Genomic DNA, 19,890 nt, shown 5'->3' on the forward strand with positions numbered 1-19,890 from the left:
TTCCGGGATAAGCAGTCTTCGTCCATGCCTGCCAGCGTACTTGAAGAACCTTCTTCTACAGCCCATTCTCTTCAGCGGTATGCATGGACAACGCGCCAACCGGATGAGCTGCCCCGGATTTTTGATGCCGGCATTCAGGTTGTCCGCTGGCAACGGCAGGAGGAGCAGGCTATCAGGGCATATTTCCAGCATGCACTGACCAGCGGCGCTCTGGGCAGCGGTTTTCGTACAATTATTGGGCTGGGTGAACGATTAAAATCCGCCTTTCTGCCAAATCTACCTGGTCAGAATGCTATCGTTGATGACATCTGCCAGCTTTCAGATATCTATTCGGAACTTCTTGGATGCGACGCGGTGGGCCTGCGCCTGGAAATTCTCCATGGAGCGATGTGCCCGCGCTTTCACGTGGACCGTACCGGCATACGGCTGGCTTGCGCTTACCTCGGTTCGGGTACGGAATGGATCGACGACCGATGGGTCGACCGCAGCAAGCTTGGCCTCGGATCAAACGGGGTTTCCGACGAAGTTTCCGGTTTGTACGATCACAGAACCATGGTGGAAGCAGCCGCGCCTTTTGATGTGGTGTTTTTTAAAGGCATACTATGGCAAGGGAATAATGGAAGGGGCGCAATCCATCGCTCGCCAGCTGTCGCGCCTGGTAACGGGCCACGTGTCCTCCTCGTAATAGACGCGATCTGGAATTGAGCGAGGAAGAGGAGCGGCAAATCCTAAAGCGGGCTATCGTCATTAGCCGGATCAATATCGATCTGATGGCATTGAACTTCTGAGCAATGCAAGGGCTTCTCAATTCAGCAAGATTTGCAAGCCGCCGAGCCAGCCTGCCGCGATAGTCAGCAGCAGTCCCGGAATAACCTGTGATGCGAAACGGCTGCCGCCGTTCGATGCCGCCAACACCATTTTGGTTATGGTGTTTGCGCTCATGGCAAGAAGGATAGGCAATAGCGTTTCGGCGGGTTTAAGCTTACCTCCGGCAGCTAGCGAGGCTACCGACACCGCAGGCGAGTGCGTATCGGCGAAACCGGCGATTGCCGTGCCGGCAATCAGCCCCGCGCTGCCCAGCCAGGTATTGAGTGCAGCAGCGATCAGGAGAACCGCCCCCATTGTCGACGCAAGGATGAGCGCGCTACGAAAGCTGAAGGCCCTGCCCATCTCGATTGTTTCAGGTGCTTTTTGTCGCAGCGCCTTTATAAAAAACCATGCTCCATAGGCCACCGCCATCAGCCCCGCCAATATGAGCGGCATCGCCATGGCGGCAAGCGTGGCGGGATGGGTTACGCCAAGCACAACCACCATTTGCACAATGGTGGCGACAGTCGAGAGAACGGCACCTCCTACCGCAGCTGGCATGAGCTCCGGTTTCTGTTTTGCGAGCGCACCCATGGAGGCTATCGTCGCCGAACTGGATACGAATCCCGAGGCTAACCCAGCCACGGGCAATCCATAGCGCGGACCAAACAGGCGCAAGGCGATATACCCGCCTGCACTGATCGACATCATCAGTACCACGATGATCCACAAAGTATGCGGATTGATCGCATTGAAGGGGCCCATGTAGCGGTCCGGCATGAGGGGCAGCACCACCAGCGCCGCTCCGGCAAGAACCAGTGCATCATGCAGTTCCGCTTCGGTCAGGGTTTTTCGCACGAAGATGTGAATGCGGGTTCGTGCCGCGAGCAGCAGTGCTACCGTAACACCGAGGCTGGATGCAAGCAGCGGTTCGCGCATGGCAAGCGCGCCAAGCAATAGTGTCAGAAGTTGCACAAATTCGCTTGTAAGACCAGGATCGCGTTGACTGCGCGTGCGAAAATAACCCAATGCGATGAAGCCGGCTACCGAAACGGTTACTACCGCAAGTAACGGAATTCCCCCTAATTGGAATCCAATCGCACCTAGAAGAGCTGTGATCGCGTAGGTGCGAATTCCCGCCGGGGCGCGGTCCCGCCCCCCGCCTTTCCTGCGTTCGCGCTCGACGCCTATCAACAGGCCAATGCCCAGCGCCACGGCGACTTGCATCCAGTTATCGGTGAGAGAGGTCATCGTGGCAATCAATTCCGACAATACCGCGGCGCAACGACGAGGATGACATCCAAAACCCCAGTTGCATATGCTCCGCGGAAGTAATATCTAGATTGTTTTCGCCGGTCCCTGCCTAATAAGAAGCGTTTCTCCGGCCATCCCTCTCCATCACCATCGTGGGAAACCATGGATCATGAATCACATGGAGCGGGTGAAGCCAGGCACGGCCCATCGAGTTGTCTCCGCACCTTGCCCGCCAATACCCGCAGGTTGAGCTATGGCGTGCGGTCCTAACGAACTGCGCTTCTCCGGGGTCATATCAGAAGGCTATAAATTATTATAGTGTACTAACTACCCATTTTCTGGCTAAGGCGCCAAGCGTTCTTAAGACACTTTAAACATAACAATGTTGACAAAGTGTCCAGCGACTGATAGGCTATGTCCACGTGCCGCACTTTGCCCACGCGTTCTTCTCATCGTAGCGATGAGATTTTTCAAGCAGGTGTCGTATGAAAGCCACCCAATATGTAGCGCTGGCATCCATGCTCGGTTTATTGGCCGCTTGTGCCCCGATGAGTCCCCACGAGGCAATCCACAGTCCCGTTCTCCGTAAAGCGGTTCAAAGTGCAAGAACCCGCAGCGACCATACCGCCTTGTGGAAGCATTTTGAGAAACTGGCTCTGGAGATGCGAGTAAAGGCGGAAGAGCAAAGACAATTGCTCGAACATTACCAGGAAAAGAGTTATCTCTATGGGCGGCAGGCACAAGATCGGCAATCGCATACATGGGCTTTGATGAACAGGTATGAACTGGCTGTCGAACGAAGCCTTGCCGAGGCGGATTCCCACCGGCGAAAAGCAGCGAGCCTCGCGCGGGATGATCAGGGCGTTTTTGTCCGGAAAACGACTAATGCTCCCACTGAGGTAAAGTACAAGCTGCGCCTGAATGACGACATAGGTAGCAATTAGCGGGCGTAACAACTCGATAAATAACTCGCTGCATGAATTCATGGGTTTCATCGATGGATATGCGATCAAGCAGGCCTGGATGCAACGCTGATGAAACGAGTTGCGCCGGATGAGTCAAAAGGTGGAACATCGCAAAGGAGCAAATGCAAATGCGGACAGATTTGGAACCAGTGGAAAATAAAGCGCGCGTGAGATGCGACGATGCATTAATGGAAGCTCATGCGTTGATTGATTGGGAAGGGCTTCGCGGCGGCCTTGTCGAGGTCTATAGGCGCGAGATCAACCAGAATGGAGAGCAAAAACCCATCGACCCGGTGATCATGTTCAAAGCAGTATTGCTGGGCCAGTGGCACAGCCTGTCGAATCCGAAGCTGGAAGAGGCGCTGCATATGCGTACCGACTTCATGGACTTCTGCGGTGTGGGCGGCTTTGATGATGCGCCGGATGAAACCATGCTGTGCCGCTTTCGCAATCGCCTGATCACATCGGGCAAGCTGGCCGGAATACTTGCTGGCGTGAATGCGGAGTTGCAAGCCAACGGCATCGTGATCAAGAATTCACATAGTCCAGCCACTGCCCCCATTCGCATGCAATCGCCCCCTTTTTCCACAGGCGACACGATGAGTGGCAATCCAAATATCGCGGAGGCCCCCAAGGCTGACGAAATTGCCGGCAAGTCAGTTAAAATGACGATAGAATATCCAAAGTTGGCCAGCTTTACCAAGATCCGGCACCTTGAGCCGGATGCGACCTGGGTCGGAAAAAACAGGAAAAAATACTCTGGCTACGTCAGTTACGCAAGTGTGGCCAATGACGATAGCTATATCCCAAGAAGCGCCCATGGCGGCCAGCAAAAATAAAATCGGTTTGGCGTCTTATGCCAGGGAGGCGGTATTGGTAAAAAAATGGTTCCCGCTCATACTTCTTATTGTTTTTACAGTAATCAGCATGGCTGCATTAACTGGATTAGCGAGAAATCTGGCCCAGAGAACAACCCTTCTCAGTGATCCATTATGCCGGGTGGTATGGAAAAAGAAAAAGCCATCTCTGCTTGCACAAACCATAGCCCAGGCAAGAGAGCTGCAAACGGTCGAGAAGTAGTTTTCCTGCTTTATCACGCGTGCCGCCGGGCAAGCGGTAGGTACGCCGAGTGCGCCAAAGGCACGGTAAGGCAGGCAGGTGTCGATGCTGACGGAGTCCTCATGGCGGGAGGCATCAGGCTTCCACGTCGGCTATGACGGGCTAGCGGTGATCGCTTCGGCGGCATCGCTAGCCGCTGGCGTTCGGGTAGTCTTATGGAGAATACTTTTCTATTCCAAGAAGAATCAGGATCAATAAGGGTACAAAGCCGATTATGAAAATTGCAAGCCGCGCTCCCATCAGGTCGGGAAGCATGATTCTGCCACGGTTGCCCCACTTCAGAATCGTCGCATCCAGGTAACCCGACAATTCGGCATAGAGATAGCTACCCGCCAGCAGGCCCATGATGCCTGCAATCGCATCGTAATTGCCCTGCCCTAGCGCCGCGGCGCCAGTGCCGGGGCAATAGCCCAGCAATGCGAAGCCAGCACCAAAAATCAACCCCCCGATTATGTTTGCAGCATAATGCGTAGGCTTTACGTGCAGCTGCACGAGTCCCATGCGATGCATCGAGAAAATGCCGATCATGCCAACGGCAATCGCAGTGAGCATGATCTTCATTACCGTGAAATCGGTCAGAAAAAGCGCTCCCAATAATACGTCATATTTGGCAACACCGCCCTTTTGGAGCAGAAAACCGAATACGATACCAAAAATAAGCCCAAGTACAAGTTGCCTGGGTCCATTTGCCTTTTCTCGCAACGGCTTTTCCGATGTCTCTTTTTCATTTTTGGGTTTCTCCCGAGGAATCGGGAAAGTAACGGAGAGAAACATTTCCTGCGCTGTTGGCGTAATGGGATTCACGGCGGATGGCATCTATATGCTGAACATCAGTCTTGCGGTGACAACGCCACCCGCAAAAAAGCATATCAGCGCGATCCACGAACCCACCGAGAGTTGCAAAGTTCCACTAATGCCGTGCCCGCTCGTGCATCCGCCTGCGAGCCGCGCACCAAACGCCATGACCGTGCCGCCGATAAACGCCACCCCCAGGCGCAACGTGCGACTCGAGCCAAAGCGCTCTTCCCACAAGGGCGGTATCCATTGCGCCGTGATCTCGCCCCCTGTATAAGCGGCCAGAAAAGCACCGAGGATGATGCCGATCATGAGCATCACCCCCCACTCAATCTGCGGTTTTGTTTCCTGAAAAAACTTGAGGGATTCGGTATGTCCCTTGGAAAACAGGTTTCCTATAAGGCCGGCAATCCGCGCGAAAGACGTCGAGGCACCAATGGGCTGGTTGGAGAAGTAAAATGTCGCCATCGAGAGCACCCCGATGAGCGCTCCGACCAAATAGGGAGACCATGCACCGCCGTCATATTCCATCGATGCCTCGCGTCAGATTCAGGTAGCCCCCGGTGCACCTGATGAAGTTAATGCGGTGAAATAGCGCCTTCATTCAATCTTCTCCATCTCATTCCTCATTGATTTCTGCGATCAATACTTTATTTTCAGAAGATTCCTCCTTGTCCCCATTGCGGCTAGCCCCACTCCCAGCAACGCCAGGGAGATGGGCTCCGGCACTGGCGCGACCCGGGTGAAAATTGCCGACGAGTCGCTCATCAGGATCAGATTGGGTCCATTAATTCCATTGATCCTTCCGACGGTATTGATGCCGCATTCCAAGCCACCTAGCGTATTGGAGCCCACGCCATTTATTAGCGTGCCAGCGCCATTCTTGAAGCAGGATGATGGGTCGGTCCGTGAAAAGGGAGCATTGAACAGGGTGTGGAAATCGAGATTGAGTCCGGCTGCCAGCCCACCAGGAAAATAGCGTGGATCAAGGCTCTCAACAGTTATTCCGAGCGTATCGTTCCCAACTGCTGTGATGCTTTTCACGCCCGGGTAATTGCCGGAACCAAAATTATCGAGGCTGCCGGGCGGCACATTCCGGGCGGAAATTGCCGTTTGCCCTGCGGAAGGGTTCACCGTGCCGGATAATATGAGTACGGGGTCGCTATTCGTGGCATCCGGCCCGAACCCAGTCCCATTCCCCATGTTGGCGTCCGGCGTTGGATCGAAATACAATCTGAAGAAATTGTCGCCGCCCCTGATCGTACCCAGTACAACACTGTTGCCTACGGTGGAGACTACTTGTTGCTGATAGCCTGCAATATATGTCCATCCGTTCGATCCCGGGTTCCCGGTGCTACCGCCGTTGCTGTCCAGGAACCCGCCGAGCGAAGCATGGGCGTAGAGTTGGAACACATTTCCCAGAGGATGGGTAAGTATTGACGCATTACCGACCGGCGTCAACAGCGTGTTGCCGGGCGCCCAATCCAGGCCTTTCACATCTATCGCGGAACCAGGGCCGCCGCCATCGGCATTAATGATAATTGCATGCGATGCGGTTGCCAGCATCATAGATGCGATGGCGAAGGATAGTTTGCGTTGCAGGCTCATCATAGGCTCCTGAAGTCTGGTCTGGTATGTGGTTGGGGTTCCCTATTCAATAGCCTGAGAAATTCGCTACCATAAAAAGTATAGCTTTGCTGCTCACCATGCCACGGCATGCCCGCAACGTAGAAACAAAGCTGGATGACCCTGTGTAGTTTACTTTGTGGTTACCCCATTTTCCAATGGCAGATCCCGCCCTTCCCACGCACATAACCCCCCCAGCATGTTATAAATCCGGGTAAACCCATTCCGTTCCAGGATGCTGGCAGCCAGCCCGGCCCGGTGGCCGACGCTACAGTGAACCACCAGTTCGCTGTCTTTGGGAAGCTGGGGAATGTTGTCCTCCAGATAGCCCACAAAGGTATGGAGGGCGCCCGGTATGTGTTTTTTTATCCATTCACCATCATCCCGTACATCGAGCACGTTTGTTTTGCGGTCCTGCATCCAGTTGGCGCATTCCTCGGCACTGATGGTGCCCAGCCCGTAGATGGGTAATCCCCGCTCCCGCCAGGCTTCCACGCCGCCTGCCAGCATGCCTTCCACCCGGTCGATGCCGATGCGGGACAGGGATGTCACCGCCTCTTGAATATGGCCCGGCTCATCGAGCACGAGAAGTATGGTCGTGCTTTCATCCGCTATCCAGCCGCCGAAGGCCGGAAGTCCTCCCAGCCAGATGTTGTAGGATAGGGGAATATGCGCCGCCGCAAAGGCATCTGGCGAGCGGCAATCGATCACGATTGCATCCTTCATCTTTTCCTGGAACTCTTTGGGTTGAAGAACGCGAAATTCCGCCGATAATCCGGGTGGTCTTCCCCCCATCAGGTTGACCCGTTCCATATGGGAGAAATAGGGCGGGCGCGGCAGCTTCTCGGCCATCTTGTGATCGACGAATTCCATACGGCTTACCTTGAAGACGAGGTTGGTTTCTTTTTCGATACCCAGCGTGGAGTCGTCGCGCTTGGAAATATTCCCGCCGCAGGCCGAGCCGGACCCATGTGCCGGAAAAAGCAGGGTCTGGTCACCCAGCGGCGCAATCTTTCGGTGAATGGAATCATAGAGAATGCCGGCGTTTTCACCGGTCTTGTCCGGATCCGGCAGATCGGTGCGCCCGGTTTCGCTGACGAAAAGCGCGTCGCCGGTGAAGACGCCCCAGCACTTATCCTTGGTATCCTGCGGATAGACGGCATACGTTACGCTTTCCGGCGTATGGCCGGGCGTTTCAAGTGCAACAAAGCGCGTGGTGCCCACCTGGAACTCTTTTTTATCCGCAAGCTTGACATCCGAGTGGCCGAACAGCTCATGCGTGCCCGTCACGATTCTGGCGCCTGTCATTGCGGCCAGCGTTCGCGAACCGAATTCAAAATCTTCCTGACGGTGCGTTTCGAAAATATAGGCGATGCTCAAATCATTTTTCTGGGCGAGTTCCAGATATTCGTCGATATCGCGCCGCGGGTCGATCACTACGGCGAGCCCTTCCCCGCACCCAAGCACGTAAGAATTCTGCCCCAGGCCTAAAGCTTTTAGTCTTCTGAAAAACATTTGTTGCCCCCTGCCCTGGCTCAAGCTCGATAAATCCGGTTGGATTTGATTGAAGAATACAGCGTCTACAGACACTTTCATGTTTGGACCATTATGTTACGGGTGCTCCATATTGATCAGTGCGCTGGGGCACATAATCCAGAAGGTGAGGCTACGTCTCGAAATAAGCCAGCATTGGCGGCTGATGAACGCTATTCGCAGCAGCCCGATTGATTTCTATGGGGTCAGACTCGATTGGCTTTAGAGCTCTACAGCCGCCAACGCTTCGGGAATGATTCAGGTCGTAAGTATCCACAAAATGATTACTTCGAGGTCGTAGCATCCCCTAAATAACCACTTTTAGGTCGCGGGATTCACAAAATGACCACTTTAAGGTTGAAATATTCACAAAATGACCACTTTGAGGTCTCAATATTCACAAAATGACCATTTTCAGGACTCAATATTCACCAAATGACCACCAATATGCAATATTTCCCTGACAAGGGGTGTGGTAACTTGATTTCGTCCTTAAAAAGGAAAACTTGGAAGCTCATGGCACTGCAACTCACCATCCATACGATTGACGTCGAACAGGAAGAAAGTGCGCTCGTTGTTGCGGCAGATGTAGCAGCCGGGCGACAACGAACGATATTGATCGATGGCGGACTACTCGGGTATGCGGAGACAGTCCACAACTTTATCAATCCCATCCTCAGAGGTTACGGTTACTCCCTCGATCACATTCTCCTCAGCCACTACGACAAGGACCACTCAGGGGGAGTCATAGGACTCCTGAATGCGGACAACATGCGAGTCGTAAGCGAAGCTATTTCGAATGCGGTGGCAAATGCGGCGCAATGGGCCGCAGTAGGCACGCGCCCCCAGCAAATCGCCTGTGGAGCTGTGGCTGCGGCGGCGACCATCCTCGGAGCGTACCGCCTGAACGTGCACAAAATCCTGACAATGTGCCAAGTTGTTTTTCCCCGAGCGGTCGGGAAGACCGACGACGAGGCCGCCGAGATTGGATTTAACTATGCCCTGGAGCATACCAACACGCTTCAGAGTTTTCCCACCCTGCAGGTCGGCGAAACTGGCAGATGCAAAAATATCGCAAAAATATCCTCGGTCGCTGCGGCGATTGCCATCGCGTCGGGAAACAATCCGGCGACTGCAGCCTTCGGCGCCATCTTCCTCCTGATTGGCAAAACACTTCCTAATCAGCCACGGTTCGATACCGCGGGTCGATACTGTAACGTCCATCTTATCGATATCAGGCAACCCATCTGGCCATCACAATCTGCCAGATATATACCACCGTGGCGATCGGGCAAATACCTAAACATAACGAAGGCGAATCGGATGATAACGCCTGACATAAACCGGACCCTGACAACGCCTGTGTCAGGGGACGAGATTCTCCGGAATAGCTGGGCCGGTCCGACTCCCGCTTCCCCCCATTCTCCTGGGATATTCTGCCGGGCGATCAACTCCTGGGTTTGGCAAGGGATCGGCAATAATCCTGTTCAGACCGTTTGGAGGCGCAAGGCTGCAGGCCGCACGCCTAAACTTGAGTCGTAATAATTGCCAGTTTTTTACCGAAGGTATAAGAGGAAAATAGTATGAACCAGATAGTACTTATTGCGTTACGCAGGCCTTACACCTTCGTGGTTCTTTCAATTCTGATCGTCATATTCGGAATCCGGGCAATACGGCATTCGCCGACAGACGTCTTTCCCACTATCAAGATTCCCGTGATCTCCGTAGTCTGGGCTTACGCCGGTATGTTGCCGACGGATGTGTCGGGTCGGATCACTTTTTTCTTCGAACGCTTCTTGACCTCGACGGTGGAAGGTATCTCGGACATCGTCAGCCAGTGTTACTACGGCATCAGTATCACGAATATTTTTTTACAGCCCCACACCAACCTCCCTGGCGCAGAAGCGGAAGTCACCGCCATAGCCCAGACGATTGTCAAGGCGCTGCCGCCGGATATTTCCCCGCCCATGATCATGCGGCTGGAAGCCTCTCAGGTAGCGGTTGCCAGCCTGCAGGTTACCTCGGACGAGATGACGCCGGCAGACCTCTATAATCTTTCTTATAACCAGCTCAGGCCCTTGATTGTCGTGATCCCCGGGGCAATTGTTCCGCATCCTTACGGTGGAAAGCCCAAGCAGCTTCTGGTATCCCTCGATCAAGACAAGATGCTGGCCCGCAATATATCGCCAACCGATGTCCATGCGGCTTTCGATCGCCAGAATATCGTGCTGCCCGCGGGCGATATGAAGATAAAGCAGACCGACTGGATGGTCCAGACAAACGCGATGCCGCCGGAGATTCCGGAATTCAACGATATTCCGATTAAAAGGGAAGGAAATTCGTTCGTTTTCTTGCGCGACGTCGCCGATGTTCAGCTGGCAGGGCCGCCGCAAACAAACTCCGTCATCGTGGACGGCAAACAGGCCGTCATTATTGTCGTCATGAAAAGCGGCGAGGCGTCGACCCTGGACGTGGTCGACGGCATCAGGGCAACCCTTCCGCGTATCAAGGAGATCGTGCCGTCCCATGTGGACGTTAGAATCATCACCGATGCATCGGTCTTCGTGCGGGAATCCATCAACGAGGTGACGCATGAGATGCTGATCGCGGGCCTGCTTGTAGGTTTGATCGTCATGCTCATGCTTGGCTCGTGGCGCCCCATGATAGTCGTTACGACTTCCATTCCGTTGTGTATTCTGACCTCCCTCATCTTCCTGCAAGTGCTGGGCGAGTCAATGAATGTCATGACGCTGGGCGGATTGGCGCTCGCCGTAGGGATTCTCGTCGACGATGCGACAGTGATGATCGAGAACATCGATACTCACCTGGAAATGGGCAAGGAACTCGACGAGGCAATCATCGATGCGGCAAACCAGATCGTTATTCCGACGCTGCTCGCCACGTTATGCATATGCATTGTCTGGCTGCCACTATTCACGCTTTCCGGCGTATCGGGCTATCTGTTCAAGCCAATGGCGCTGGCGGTGATATTTGCCATGCTGGCGTCCTTCATCCTGTCGCGTACGCTCGTGCCGACCATGGCGAAATATCTTATCAAGCATCCCCACGCCGAAGAACACGAAAAGGAAGGCCACCATGGCGAGGAACAGCCGCCGGGGCAGGCGCCCGGTTTCAAGGAGAAGTTAAAATATCATCTGGGGGCTTTCTCCCGTTTTCAGCAGGGATTCGAGGCTCGATTCCTTCAATTCTGCGGCTGGTATGGCGGGCTGCTCGAACGAACCATTGAAAATCGCCGCCGGTTCGTAACGATCATGCTGGCTTTCGCGCTCCTCTCTCTTATCCTGTTCTACTTCAACGGCCGCGATTTTTTCCCGGAGGTCAGGTCGGGGACCATCCAGATGCATATGCGGGCGCCTCTCGGCACGCGGATGGAATCCGTAAACCGCATCACCACGCTCGTTTCGGAGGATATCTCGCGCATGCTTCCCGGGCAGGTTGAAGGCGTCATCAGCAATTGCGGCTTGCCCGTCGGGCCGCATAATCTGGCTTTTATTCCGACGCCCACGATCGGGACGCAGGACTGCGACCTGACGATCACTCTGTTCGACGACAAATCAGCGGTGTGGGATCTCCGGAAAATTATCCATGACGGTTTGAAGGAGCGCTACCCGGGGAGCGAATTCACCTTCCAGCCAGCCGACCTGATAGCGAAAATCTTGAATTTCGGTGCCCCTTCTCCGATTACCGTTCAGGTTAACGGGATGGATATATACGGCAACTACGAATACGCGCGCAAATTGCAAGGCAGGTTGCGCAAAATCGCCGGCTCCTCCGACGTGGTGATCCAGCAAACCATGCGCACGCCCACCATGTTTGTTGAAGGCCAAAGGACATACGGACTCGGTGTTGACAGGAGTGAATCCGATATTGCCCTGAATATGTTGTTGACGACTAACGGAAGCCAGCAGATCGACCAGAAATACTGGCTGGACCTGAAGACCGGCATGTCATACCAGATCAACATCTATCAGCCTCAACCTTGGGTCTCAAGCACTAATGAGTTGAACAGGATTCCTGTGAAGCCGGTGGGTGAGGCAGGCCTGGATCAGGATTATCAGCTCCTGGGCAACCTGACGCAGAAGACGCCGGTAGGCACGCCCGGCCTGGTCACCCATAGGGGCATCATGCCGTTGGTTGAAGTGTATGTATCCGCCGAAGGACGGGGGCTGGGCGACGTGCTGGACGACGTCAAGAAAATCGTCGCGGAGATGGACGAAGAAGTACCGCGCGGCTCCGATGTCCAAATCGCCGGCCAGGCCGCGAATATGGTTACCACCTATGGCGAACTGCTTGTCGGCCTTGCAGCGGCTGTGGTGCTGATCTATCTCTTGCTTGTCGTCAATTTTCAATCATGGCTGGTTCCCTTCATCATCATTACAGCCCTGCCCGGCGCTTTGGCAGGCATTGCCTGGGCCCTGTTCCTGACCCAGACGAATATTTCCGTCCCTGCGCTGACAGGCGCCATCATGGCCATGGGAACGGCCACGGCAAATTCCATACTGGTGGTGTCCTATGCCCTGGAGCGCATCGAAGCGCATGGCGATCCGCTGCTAGCCGCCATCGAGGCCGGCAAAGCCCGGATTCGCCCCGTTCTCATGACGGCGGCGGCCATGATCATGGGCATGCTCCCGATGGCGTTGGGAGGATCCACCAATGCGCCGCTGGGCCGTGCAGTGATTGGCGGCTTGATGTTTGCAACGGTATATACCCTGTTCTTTGTCCCGGCTGTGTATGCCATCATGTATTACGCCCGAAGCGTTTCTAAAGATAAGGAAAGCATTCCTGGCGACAAGGAAATCGCTCCTCAACTCGGAAATTCCTGACATGGAAAAATCACGTAAAAAAAGTACGCTAATTATTGCGATCGCTCTGTTTGCTTCTGTTTTCTATCTGGGTTACCGAGTGGTTGAATCCCGTAACCATATGGATTCTTTAACAGAAAAGGCGAAGGAAAATGATGTTCGGACTGTAGCTATCGTCCATGCCGAACCGCTGCCTGCCCAGGAAACCATCCAGCTTCCGGGTACCATCGAGGCATGGTTTCAGGCGCCGATCTATGCCCAGGTATCCGGTTACGTCAAGATGTGGCACAAGGATTGGGGGGCGAGAGTCAAAAGAGGAGATGTCCTTGCCGAAATCAATGCGCCGGCGCTCGATGCGCAATACCGGCAAGCCAAAGCCGATCTGGCGTCGGAAGTGGCCCTTAATGATCTGGCCATACTTACCGCGGACCGGTGGATAGCCTTGCGCAAGAACCAGGCGGTATCCGAGCAAGCGATTTCGGTAAAGGTGGCTGAGGCAAAAGCCCAACAGGCAAAAGTCAATGCCGCCGCGCAGAATGTCCGTAACTTCGAGGCATTGATTGGGTTTAAGACGATTATTGCACCGTATGACGGCGTAGTCATCAACCGTGCCATTAACGTGGGTGACTTCATCAATAAGGAAGGCACTATCAGCACCCCGCAAGGTGATATCCGCAATCTTTATACTGTCGCGGACATCAGCCGGCTGCGTTTGTTTGTCAGCGTGCCCGAGCGGTTCGGCGCCCTTATGCATGATGGCCTGAAAGCCAACCTGACGGTACCGCAATTTCCCAATCGGCGTTTCACTGCCGAATTTCTGACCACTGCTCGCGGCTTCGATGTGAGCACTCGTACGGTGGTCACCCAGTTCGTGATTGAAAATGAAGAGAAGGATCTGTGGCCCGGCTCCTATGCATCAGTCAACCTGACCGTGGATGTGGAGAACAAGCACCTCTCCATTCCATCCAGCTCACTGGTATTTGATGAGATGGGGACGCGAGTGGCCGTGGTGGATGACAACAACATTGTTCACTTCAAGCCGATCAAAATACAAAGAATCCTTGATGCTACTGTCGAATTAAGCGAGGGTATCTCAACAGAGGACCGGATTATAAATAACCCCAGCGCCGCCATACTTGAAGGCGACAAGGTGACCATCGTAACGCCTGCACCGGGATATGACATGATCAACAAACCAAAAGAGCCGGCTCAGGAGTCATCGAAACCAGCTTCCCATTCGAAAATGCCAGATCCGGGATCAAAACAAGCCTTAAACGGATCATATGCACCATGACTATGATTGACTTGCGGCATAAAAAAGAAACTCGTATTTCAGATCTTTGTCGTCTCGGCGTCAGATTTGGTGGTTTTCTATTTCTGACAACCCTGGCGGGGTGCGCCTCCCTTCCTTTTCCTGCATTCGATCTGTCACCCACTTATAAATCGACCGAATTTGTTGTCCCGGACTCCTGGGAGGGAACGAGTGATTTCGTTAAGGCTAATCCGTCGGATGATATACTCCGGCCCGACTGGTGGACACTATATAACGATCCAATACTGAATGGTCTTGTGGAACAGGGGATTGCAGCCAATCCAGACTTGCAGGCAACAGCTGAACGGTTCATTCAAGCGCGCCATTCAATGATGAAGGCGCGGTCTCGATATTTCCCCCAGCTCGGCTTTGGGTTCGGCGGCAGTAATAACAAACAATCCGATCATACGCTCTTCCGTGCTCCTGGAGAACCTGACAGCGATACCCAGGTATTGATGGAGGGAATTGCATCCTGGGAACCGGATTTCTGGTCGAGACTTCGGAATGAGGCGCAAGCCAGGATCTATCGTGCTGAAGAACGTGCGGCGGATTATGGGCTCGCGCGCCTTATTTTACAGGCGGAAATTACATCAAATTATTTCACGCTGCGCGGATTGGATGCGCAAATCGCGATTTACAAACAGTCGATTGATCTTTACAAGTACTCATTAGCCGTTGTAGTGACTCAGTTTGAAGGCGCGATCGCCTCTAATCTCGACGTGGCACGGGCCGAGTCGCTGCTGTTCGCTACCGAGTCAAAATTGGCCCTGATGCACGGTGAGCGCAAGGTGATGGAGCAGGCCATTGCAATCCTGCTTAATCTCGCTCCGGCCAGCTTCAAGATCGAGCCAGTAGACGATCTCCTTACCACGAATTTTCGCCTTCCACAGACGGTTCCATCTACTCTACTTGAACGCCGGCCCGATATTGCCGCAATGGAGCGCCGGATGGCACAGGCCAACCGCACCATTGGAATTGCACGTGCCGCTTTTTTTCCGAATGTAGCCTTCCGGCTGGGAGGAGGATTCGAGGATGCCGGACTCAATCTCCTCAGCCTGGCTAACAGTTTCTGGGCCTATGGTTCCTCTTTTTCCATCCCGCTTTTCCAGGGCGGATATCGTCGGGCCCAATTGCAACAATCGTGGTCGGTCTATCGCGAGACGGAGAATTTATATCGTTCGACCGTGTTGAATGCCTTTCGTGAAGTTGAAAATAACCTGACCCAGACGTATTGGATGACTATTGCTGCCGAGCGGCAGGACGCTGCCGTGGGAGCCGCACGTACAACACAAAACCTTACCATGGACCTCTATAAGGGCGGTTTGGCCACCAGCCTTGAACTCATTTATGCCCAGCTCGGCACACTGACGTCAAGCATCGATTCTGTACAGATCAAGACTGATCGGCTGAAAGCATCGGTGGCGCTTATTCGTTCGCTTGGAGGAGGCTGGAACCGCGATCAATTACCCGCTGACCATGAAATTCAACCCTTTGGCATATTACAATATACGGGTCTTGATAAGCCATCACCCGCCGGAGGAATTGATGTCAATGTGGACTCCGAGGACAGAAACAACAAAAACAATAATTTTACAAAGCCCCTGATTCCATCTGTGGGTAATGGCGATAGAAACAGCAAAAACAGTGATTTTACAAAGTCAATAATTCCATACGTGGGTAATAATAGAGATAGAAACAACAAAAACAATTTGACGGCTCCCTGGGTTCCCTATGCGGATAATAGCGATAGAAGCAGCAAAAACAATAATTTGACACAACCCGCAGTTCCATAGCTATATCTTGCAAGAGTTCCGCAGCTCTTTGATATGCCTGGTTAGGTGGAATAGACGTTGAACTGTTTCCCTAACCTACCAAGGGGGAGCCCGGCTCTGCCGGGGAGGCAGTTAAAGTTTGACATTAACTGAGGAAATATCTGGGTGAGAGGCGTTCCGCAAACTGGCTATCCAGAAGGAGAGCCGGATAGAGGAGCGGCATTTGATGCCGGATCGCGAACACATGCGGATAAGGATTCCGCCGAAGCATGCGGTGTCACAGGTAATCGGGTTTATCGAAGGTGTAGTCGTCAGCTGTAGTAGTCTAGGCTTCATCTGACAGTTACCCGGTTTGACGGGTGCAATGCGTCAGATCAGATTCAGCTTCAGCTATACTCGTGCTTCAAGCCGCTTAGCTCTTTTTTCATCTCCTGAGCCTTTCACCTTACTGGCTCGGTTAAAAGAAGTTCGTCGGAAATCATCTTTAGCTCAGAGCGCCACCCAACCTGGGCAGCTCGATCACTATTCGATCAATCAAAGACAGCGCTCTATCAAGGAGCAGTTCGGGGGTCATCGGTCATGCCTCATTGTCCTGCCCGGGCCTTTCATTTCTCCGGACATAAAAGCCTCATCAATTCTTCCCCCATGCTCTTCGGGGCTATATCTATGTATTCAATATCTTTTTCTGGATAGGAATATGAAAGAATAAGAGCTCCATTTTTACCATAGGCATATATAGCCGTCCTAGCAAACTTATGTTCATTACAATTTATATTTCCCTTGGTTACGGTGTAGGAATAGTCCTTAAAAGAAGGGTCCACTGCAATTGATTGTCTTAAAACCTCCTCTGTTATCACAAATTTTTCCCATATGGAAATAACACCATTTCCCAAGTCCTTTATTTTGCTGTCATCGTAATAAGCAGGTCCGGTGGTGCCAAGTGCAAACTGTACCCATTTCGCACTTGCGCTTGTGGAAAAGATTACTATTAACATTGCTGCCAAATACCTCATTTTGGCATCTCTACCATGTCATGAGAAATCCTGTCAGGCATCAACCTAAATGGCGTTTTCATTTTCTCTCTTTTTGTCGGTCATGTGGTCGTCGGTAATATCTATTGTACGGCTTCCCCGAAAAGAGAAAAACCCCGAGGGCTGGCCCATTGGAATTTTATTTCTGCCAGCCACGCGACAAAGGGCAGTTGCCGCTGGGCTGTAATAATTAACTGCTTGGTTACGCTCATTGCTACTGCCATTCCTGCTATTTACGCTATTACACAGTCGAGTTTACCTGACTTGAATTGCCGGCGGCGTTTTTCCCGCGCCTGCAAGGATGCCTCTGGTGGCTGCCTTATCCGCAGCAGTCTGATTGCATCTGGACCGGCGGACATTTGACGGTCCCAAAGGAACAAAAGACACAACAATCGCCGGGATGGGGGCGCAGCAGAACCTTACAGCTGCTGCATTCATAGTAGAACTGGCAGGCATGGGTCGGCATGATTTCCGGCTTGGCATATCCGCAGTGCGGGCATGTCAGAACTGATTCCAGGATTGGCAAATTGTGAATCATAAAGAGACTCGAGCAGGCATGTTACGGGTGCCTACTGGTCGGTGCACTGGGGCACATAATCAGAATATGAATTATCACACGGCTTACCTGAGCGATGGCGCCACAATGAATTAGGAAGCTATGGATGAGATTGATGGAGATAGATTAGTCCGAATTGACCATAGACAGAGATCTTGGCAAAACCTAATTTTAAAATGACGACTTGATGAATTGCTTGACTTGAATCATATGAATATTGTGATGCAAAACTTAGCTTGCGGGGAAGCACGCGCATGGAGAACGGGTAATTCCCTGAATGGATTATGGATTTCGGCTTCGCTTATTTCTCTTCATAGGAGGCAAAGAAATGTTAAAACGAATCACAGTCCCTGCCGCGGCGATCATGGCGATTATCGGATATCCTGTACATGCCCAGGAAGTCACCGTCCCTAATACCGCCGCAAGCTTTTCCGCAAGCGCAATACCGGTGACAGCAGGAACCATCGATTTCTGGGCAAAGTTGAGCGGTTTCTCTGGAGCTATTCCTAATAATGGCCCGCATTTCTTTATTTTCAATCACGATTTGACGAACTATTCGGTAGGGTTTACTGCAAATGATGGGACGGGCAATCACGGACTGACGGGTATAGCGGGGCGTCAGTTTCATACGGGGTCGGTAGGCAACTCCTATGAGGATATACTGGGTACCGGAGGTGAGGACACATGGCATCACTACGCCCTGAAGTGGGACCAAGACGGTCTTGCTGATGTTCCAAATCAAAAAGTCGCTGTATACCTCGATGGTGCATTGGCATCAGCCAGTTGGGGGATGGGGGGTGGTTTGTCGGTGGGGACGTTTCCCGCGCTGCCGGGTGGGACCTTAAATTTGATCACTGGCGATACGACTATTGGGAGGATTGCCATCGATGAATTCAAGGTTTTTGATGGCAACAACAACTTGGTGCTCTACAACACTCTCGATTCCATCAATGATGTTACACATAGCGCTGTAGGATCGAATGGGTCATTCAACGGATTCGGTGACCCCACATTTGTTACAGGGATACTTGGAAACGCGTTGGAAGCCACTCCAGTCTATCTCCTGGCTCCGATTCCGGAGCCTGAGACTTATGCCATGATGCTGGCTGGGCTTGGACTGCTTGGCTTCATAGGGTGTCGCAGGCAAGTTTCCCCCAGGTAATCGACGCTCAAATCAAATCCAGGCCGGGAGCATCAGCTCCCTGCTTGTGCGACTACCACATAGCTGAAGCGGCTGGCGCATTGGAATCTTTTGCTGGCAGCCCTGGGAACTGAAATATCCACCTAAACTACCCACAAGTTCGATAGCAGATCACCTTATTTTTCCGTTTTTCCTTTATGTTTGATTGCCAGGGCTCAGCAACTCACATGAAAGAGTCCGATGGCTGAGCCTTTAGCCTTGTTCCAGTGGTGAATGGCTTTGGGAGTGGGTGAAAGCTCGATCCGCACGTTCTCCTTCTTGAAGTACTCGGAGGCTTCTTTAGAGAGCCTTACATTGTCATTGTGGCCTGAGCCAATGATGAGCCGTTCGGTCCCTTTTTCGAATATGTGCTCAGCCTCGTCAAGCGAGATTTTATGAGATGTGCCGAACACCGCCTTGGATAGTTTTTTCTTTCTCTTCTTGATCTTGCCTGAAAGCCGGATGAGAACATCATGTTCGATCTCAGATCCATCTATAGTAATGGAGCCAAATTTAGTACCGTCAATTTTGGGTTTCATAATAGCATTCCTGTTGTTTGCGCCTAACGTTTGATCGAACGGACCGCAAAGGCCGCAGGCTGGAGGGTCCGCTCGATGGAAGGGCTGGGGTCGTGCGGCGGCAAGCGCCCCATCTTTGTCGATCCGGTCCTATCTTCCGTAGGGTCTATCCCGGAACTTCTTGCCAGGCATCATTCCTTGGCCTGGTCCGCCATCTGGCGCTGAGCTTCCGCCAATTTCCTGTTTGCTTCCGCGGCCTCCTCATAGAGGCGCGCCAGTGCCTTGGTATGCTCTTTCAGATCTTCGGTCACCCTGCCGTAGTAATAGCTGTGACCCTCGTATTCCGCAAGCCTGTTTTTTTGTATTTGCGCCTTTTCCTGCATTTTTTTTGCCGCGTCTTCATAATGCTTGGCCAGCGCGTTATGGTCCGCTTTGGTCTTGGCATTGCGAATGGCGCTTGACATGTCCATGGGATGGGGATCGAGATGCGCACACGACGCCAACGAGCCGAGGACAACCAGGGTTGCGAAGACGCTTTTGAGTTTCATGATGTACCTCCGTGATGGGGTTGATATGAAAAAAAGATAATACGCGGGAAC

The 19,890-nt window shown here is 52.8% G+C and carries 18 protein-coding genes and 1 pseudogene; 10 read left to right on the plus strand and 9 right to left on the minus strand.

What is annotated here, in order from left to right:
* The first annotated feature begins 24 nt into the window (after positions 1–24).
* Positions 25–705: a DUF1826 domain-containing protein gene (locus SQ11_RS13125; protein WP_084226867.1), complete on the plus strand. Its 681-nt coding sequence runs from the start codon at positions 25–27 to the stop codon at positions 703–705.
* A 99-nt stretch (positions 706–804) separates the two neighbouring features.
* Here SQ11_RS13125 and SQ11_RS13130 read toward each other — a convergent pair whose 3' ends face one another.
* On the minus strand, positions 805–2,058 hold the full coding sequence (locus tag SQ11_RS13130) for an MgtC/SapB family protein (RefSeq protein WP_041514624.1): 1,254 nt from the start codon (positions 2,056–2,058) through the stop codon (positions 805–807).
* Between the two features lie 488 nt (positions 2,059–2,546).
* Here SQ11_RS13130 and SQ11_RS13135 point away from each other — a divergent pair, with 488 nt between their 5' ends.
* The 3 genes from SQ11_RS13135 to SQ11_RS13145 all read left to right on the plus strand — a co-directional run bounded on the left by SQ11_RS13135 (position 2,547) and on the right by SQ11_RS13145 (position 4,106).
* On the plus strand, positions 2,547–3,005 hold the full coding sequence (locus tag SQ11_RS13135; RefSeq protein ID WP_041514625.1) for a hypothetical protein: 459 nt from the start codon (positions 2,547–2,549) through the stop codon (positions 3,003–3,005).
* A 149-nt stretch (positions 3,006–3,154) separates the two neighbouring features.
* Complete coding sequence (locus SQ11_RS16530) at positions 3,155–3,865, plus strand: transposase (protein ID WP_052494242.1); 711 nt, start codon at positions 3,155–3,157, stop codon at positions 3,863–3,865.
* Entirely contained in the window at positions 3,846–4,106 is a 261-nt protein-coding gene (locus tag SQ11_RS13145; RefSeq protein WP_041514626.1) for a hypothetical protein, read from the plus strand. The genes SQ11_RS16530 and SQ11_RS13145 overlap by 20 nt, the downstream gene beginning before the upstream one ends.
* Positions 4,107–4,298: 192 nt before the next feature.
* Here SQ11_RS13145 and SQ11_RS13150 read toward each other — a convergent pair whose 3' ends face one another.
* From SQ11_RS13150 to SQ11_RS13165, 4 genes are all read right to left on the minus strand, one after another.
* Positions 4,299–4,961 carry a YeeE/YedE thiosulfate transporter family protein gene (locus SQ11_RS13150; RefSeq protein WP_232298005.1) on the minus strand — a complete coding sequence of 221 codons (663 nt, stop codon included), beginning with the start codon at positions 4,959–4,961 and terminating at the stop codon, positions 4,299–4,301.
* On the minus strand, positions 4,962–5,471 hold the full coding sequence (locus tag SQ11_RS13155) for a YeeE/YedE thiosulfate transporter family protein (protein WP_041514627.1): 510 nt from the start codon (positions 5,469–5,471) through the stop codon (positions 4,962–4,964).
* A 111-nt stretch (positions 5,472–5,582) separates the two neighbouring features.
* Positions 5,583–6,551, minus strand: a complete 969-nt coding sequence (locus tag SQ11_RS13160) for a PEP-CTERM sorting domain-containing protein (RefSeq protein ID WP_084226869.1) — start codon at positions 6,549–6,551, stop codon at positions 5,583–5,585.
* 147 nt (positions 6,552–6,698) lie between these two features.
* On the minus strand, positions 6,699–8,081 hold the full coding sequence (locus SQ11_RS13165) for a rhodanese-like domain-containing protein (protein ID WP_041514629.1): 1,383 nt from the start codon (positions 8,079–8,081) through the stop codon (positions 6,699–6,701).
* A 534-nt stretch (positions 8,082–8,615) separates the two neighbouring features.
* On the opposite strand from SQ11_RS13165, the gene SQ11_RS13170 reads away from it, so the two are divergent.
* The 5 genes and pseudogenes from SQ11_RS13170 to SQ11_RS16895 form a co-directional block, all read left to right on the plus strand.
* Complete coding sequence (locus SQ11_RS13170) at positions 8,616–9,641, plus strand: hypothetical protein (protein WP_041514630.1); 1,026 nt, start codon at positions 8,616–8,618, stop codon at positions 9,639–9,641.
* A 41-nt stretch (positions 9,642–9,682) separates the two neighbouring features.
* Positions 9,683–12,943: an efflux RND transporter permease subunit gene (locus tag SQ11_RS13175; RefSeq protein WP_041514631.1), complete on the plus strand. Its 3,261-nt coding sequence runs from the start codon at positions 9,683–9,685 to the stop codon at positions 12,941–12,943.
* A gap of 1 nt (position 12,944) precedes the next feature.
* Positions 12,945–14,216, plus strand: coding sequence for an efflux RND transporter periplasmic adaptor subunit (locus SQ11_RS13180; RefSeq protein WP_041514632.1), 1,272 nt, complete (start codon positions 12,945–12,947; stop codon positions 14,214–14,216).
* Positions 14,213–16,027: an efflux transporter outer membrane subunit gene (locus SQ11_RS13185; RefSeq protein ID WP_198140881.1), complete on the plus strand. Its 1,815-nt coding sequence runs from the start codon at positions 14,213–14,215 to the stop codon at positions 16,025–16,027. Before SQ11_RS13180 ends, SQ11_RS13185 begins: the two co-directional genes overlap by 4 nt.
* A gap of 148 nt (positions 16,028–16,175) precedes the next feature.
* Positions 16,176–16,310, plus strand: a pseudogene (locus SQ11_RS16895) (IS200/IS605 family transposase); the annotation flags it as partial.
* Positions 16,311–16,611: 301 nt separating this feature from the next.
* Here SQ11_RS16895 and SQ11_RS13190 read toward each other — a convergent pair.
* Both SQ11_RS13190 and SQ11_RS17905 read right to left on the minus strand, forming a co-directional pair.
* Positions 16,612–17,019 (minus strand): surface-adhesin E family protein, encoded by a 408-nt coding sequence (locus tag SQ11_RS13190; protein WP_041514633.1) that lies wholly within the window; start codon positions 17,017–17,019, stop codon positions 16,612–16,614.
* 337 nt (positions 17,020–17,356) lie between these two features.
* Positions 17,357–17,575: a GDCCVxC domain-containing (seleno)protein gene (locus tag SQ11_RS17905; protein ID WP_084226872.1), complete on the minus strand. Its 219-nt coding sequence runs from the start codon at positions 17,573–17,575 to the stop codon at positions 17,357–17,359.
* 346 nt (positions 17,576–17,921) lie between these two features.
* Between SQ11_RS17905 and SQ11_RS13195 the strand changes: the two genes are divergently transcribed.
* Positions 17,922–18,755: a PEP-CTERM sorting domain-containing protein gene (locus SQ11_RS13195; RefSeq protein ID WP_232298006.1), complete on the plus strand. Its 834-nt coding sequence runs from the start codon at positions 17,922–17,924 to the stop codon at positions 18,753–18,755.
* 194 nt (positions 18,756–18,949) lie between these two features.
* Here SQ11_RS13195 and SQ11_RS13200 read toward each other — a convergent pair whose 3' ends face one another.
* Positions 18,950–19,312, minus strand: a complete 363-nt coding sequence (locus tag SQ11_RS13200; RefSeq protein WP_041514635.1) for an MTH938/NDUFAF3 family protein — start codon at positions 19,310–19,312, stop codon at positions 18,950–18,952.
* Between the two features lie 170 nt (positions 19,313–19,482).
* Positions 19,483–19,839 carry a hypothetical protein gene (locus SQ11_RS13205; protein ID WP_041514636.1) on the minus strand — a complete coding sequence of 119 codons (357 nt, stop codon included), beginning with the start codon at positions 19,837–19,839 and terminating at the stop codon, positions 19,483–19,485.
* Positions 19,840–19,890 lie beyond the last annotated feature (51 nt).

Origin of the sequence: Nitrosospira sp. NpAV (assembly GCF_000832065.1) — a bacterium.
GTDB lineage: Bacteria > Pseudomonadota > Gammaproteobacteria > Burkholderiales > Nitrosomonadaceae > Nitrosospira.

Bases quoted from the DNA above. Each gene is read 5' to 3' on its own strand.
- SQ11_RS13195 (WP_232298006.1), top strand. From the start codon at position 17,922: ATGTTAAAACGAATCACAGTCCCTGCCGCGGCGATCATGGCGATTATC.
- SQ11_RS13185 (WP_198140881.1), top strand. From the start codon at position 14,213: ATGACTATGATTGACTTGCGGCATAAAAAAGAAACTCGTATTTCAGAT.
- SQ11_RS13160 (WP_084226869.1), bottom strand. From the start codon at position 6,551: ATGATGAGCCTGCAACGCAAACTATCCTTCGCCATCGCATCTATGATG.
- SQ11_RS13130 (WP_041514624.1), bottom strand. From the start codon at position 2,058: ATGACCTCTCTCACCGATAACTGGATGCAAGTCGCCGTGGCGCTGGGC.
- SQ11_RS13165 (WP_041514629.1), bottom strand. From the start codon at position 8,081: ATGTTTTTCAGAAGACTAAAAGCTTTAGGCCTGGGGCAGAATTCTTAC.
- SQ11_RS13155 (WP_041514627.1), bottom strand. From the start codon at position 5,471: ATGGAATATGACGGCGGTGCATGGTCTCCCTATTTGGTCGGAGCGCTC.
- SQ11_RS16530 (WP_052494242.1), top strand. From the start codon at position 3,155: ATGCGGACAGATTTGGAACCAGTGGAAAATAAAGCGCGCGTGAGATGC.
- SQ11_RS13180 (WP_041514632.1), top strand. From the start codon at position 12,945: ATGGAAAAATCACGTAAAAAAAGTACGCTAATTATTGCGATCGCTCTG.
- SQ11_RS13145 (WP_041514626.1), top strand. From the start codon at position 3,846: ATGGCGGCCAGCAAAAATAAAATCGGTTTGGCGTCTTATGCCAGGGAG.
- SQ11_RS17905 (WP_084226872.1), bottom strand. From the start codon at position 17,575: ATGATTCACAATTTGCCAATCCTGGAATCAGTTCTGACATGCCCGCAC.
- SQ11_RS13200 (WP_041514635.1), bottom strand. From the start codon at position 19,312: ATGAAACCCAAAATTGACGGTACTAAATTTGGCTCCATTACTATAGAT.
- SQ11_RS13190 (WP_041514633.1), bottom strand. From the start codon at position 17,019: ATGAGGTATTTGGCAGCAATGTTAATAGTAATCTTTTCCACAAGCGCA.
- SQ11_RS13175 (WP_041514631.1), top strand. From the start codon at position 9,683: ATGAACCAGATAGTACTTATTGCGTTACGCAGGCCTTACACCTTCGTG.
- SQ11_RS13205 (WP_041514636.1), bottom strand. From the start codon at position 19,839: ATGAAACTCAAAAGCGTCTTCGCAACCCTGGTTGTCCTCGGCTCGTTG.
- SQ11_RS13170 (WP_041514630.1), top strand. From the start codon at position 8,616: ATGGCACTGCAACTCACCATCCATACGATTGACGTCGAACAGGAAGAA.
- SQ11_RS13135 (WP_041514625.1), top strand. From the start codon at position 2,547: ATGAAAGCCACCCAATATGTAGCGCTGGCATCCATGCTCGGTTTATTG.
- SQ11_RS13150 (WP_232298005.1), bottom strand. From the start codon at position 4,961: ATGCCATCCGCCGTGAATCCCATTACGCCAACAGCGCAGGAAATGTTT.
- SQ11_RS13125 (WP_084226867.1), top strand. From the start codon at position 25: ATGCCTGCCAGCGTACTTGAAGAACCTTCTTCTACAGCCCATTCTCTT.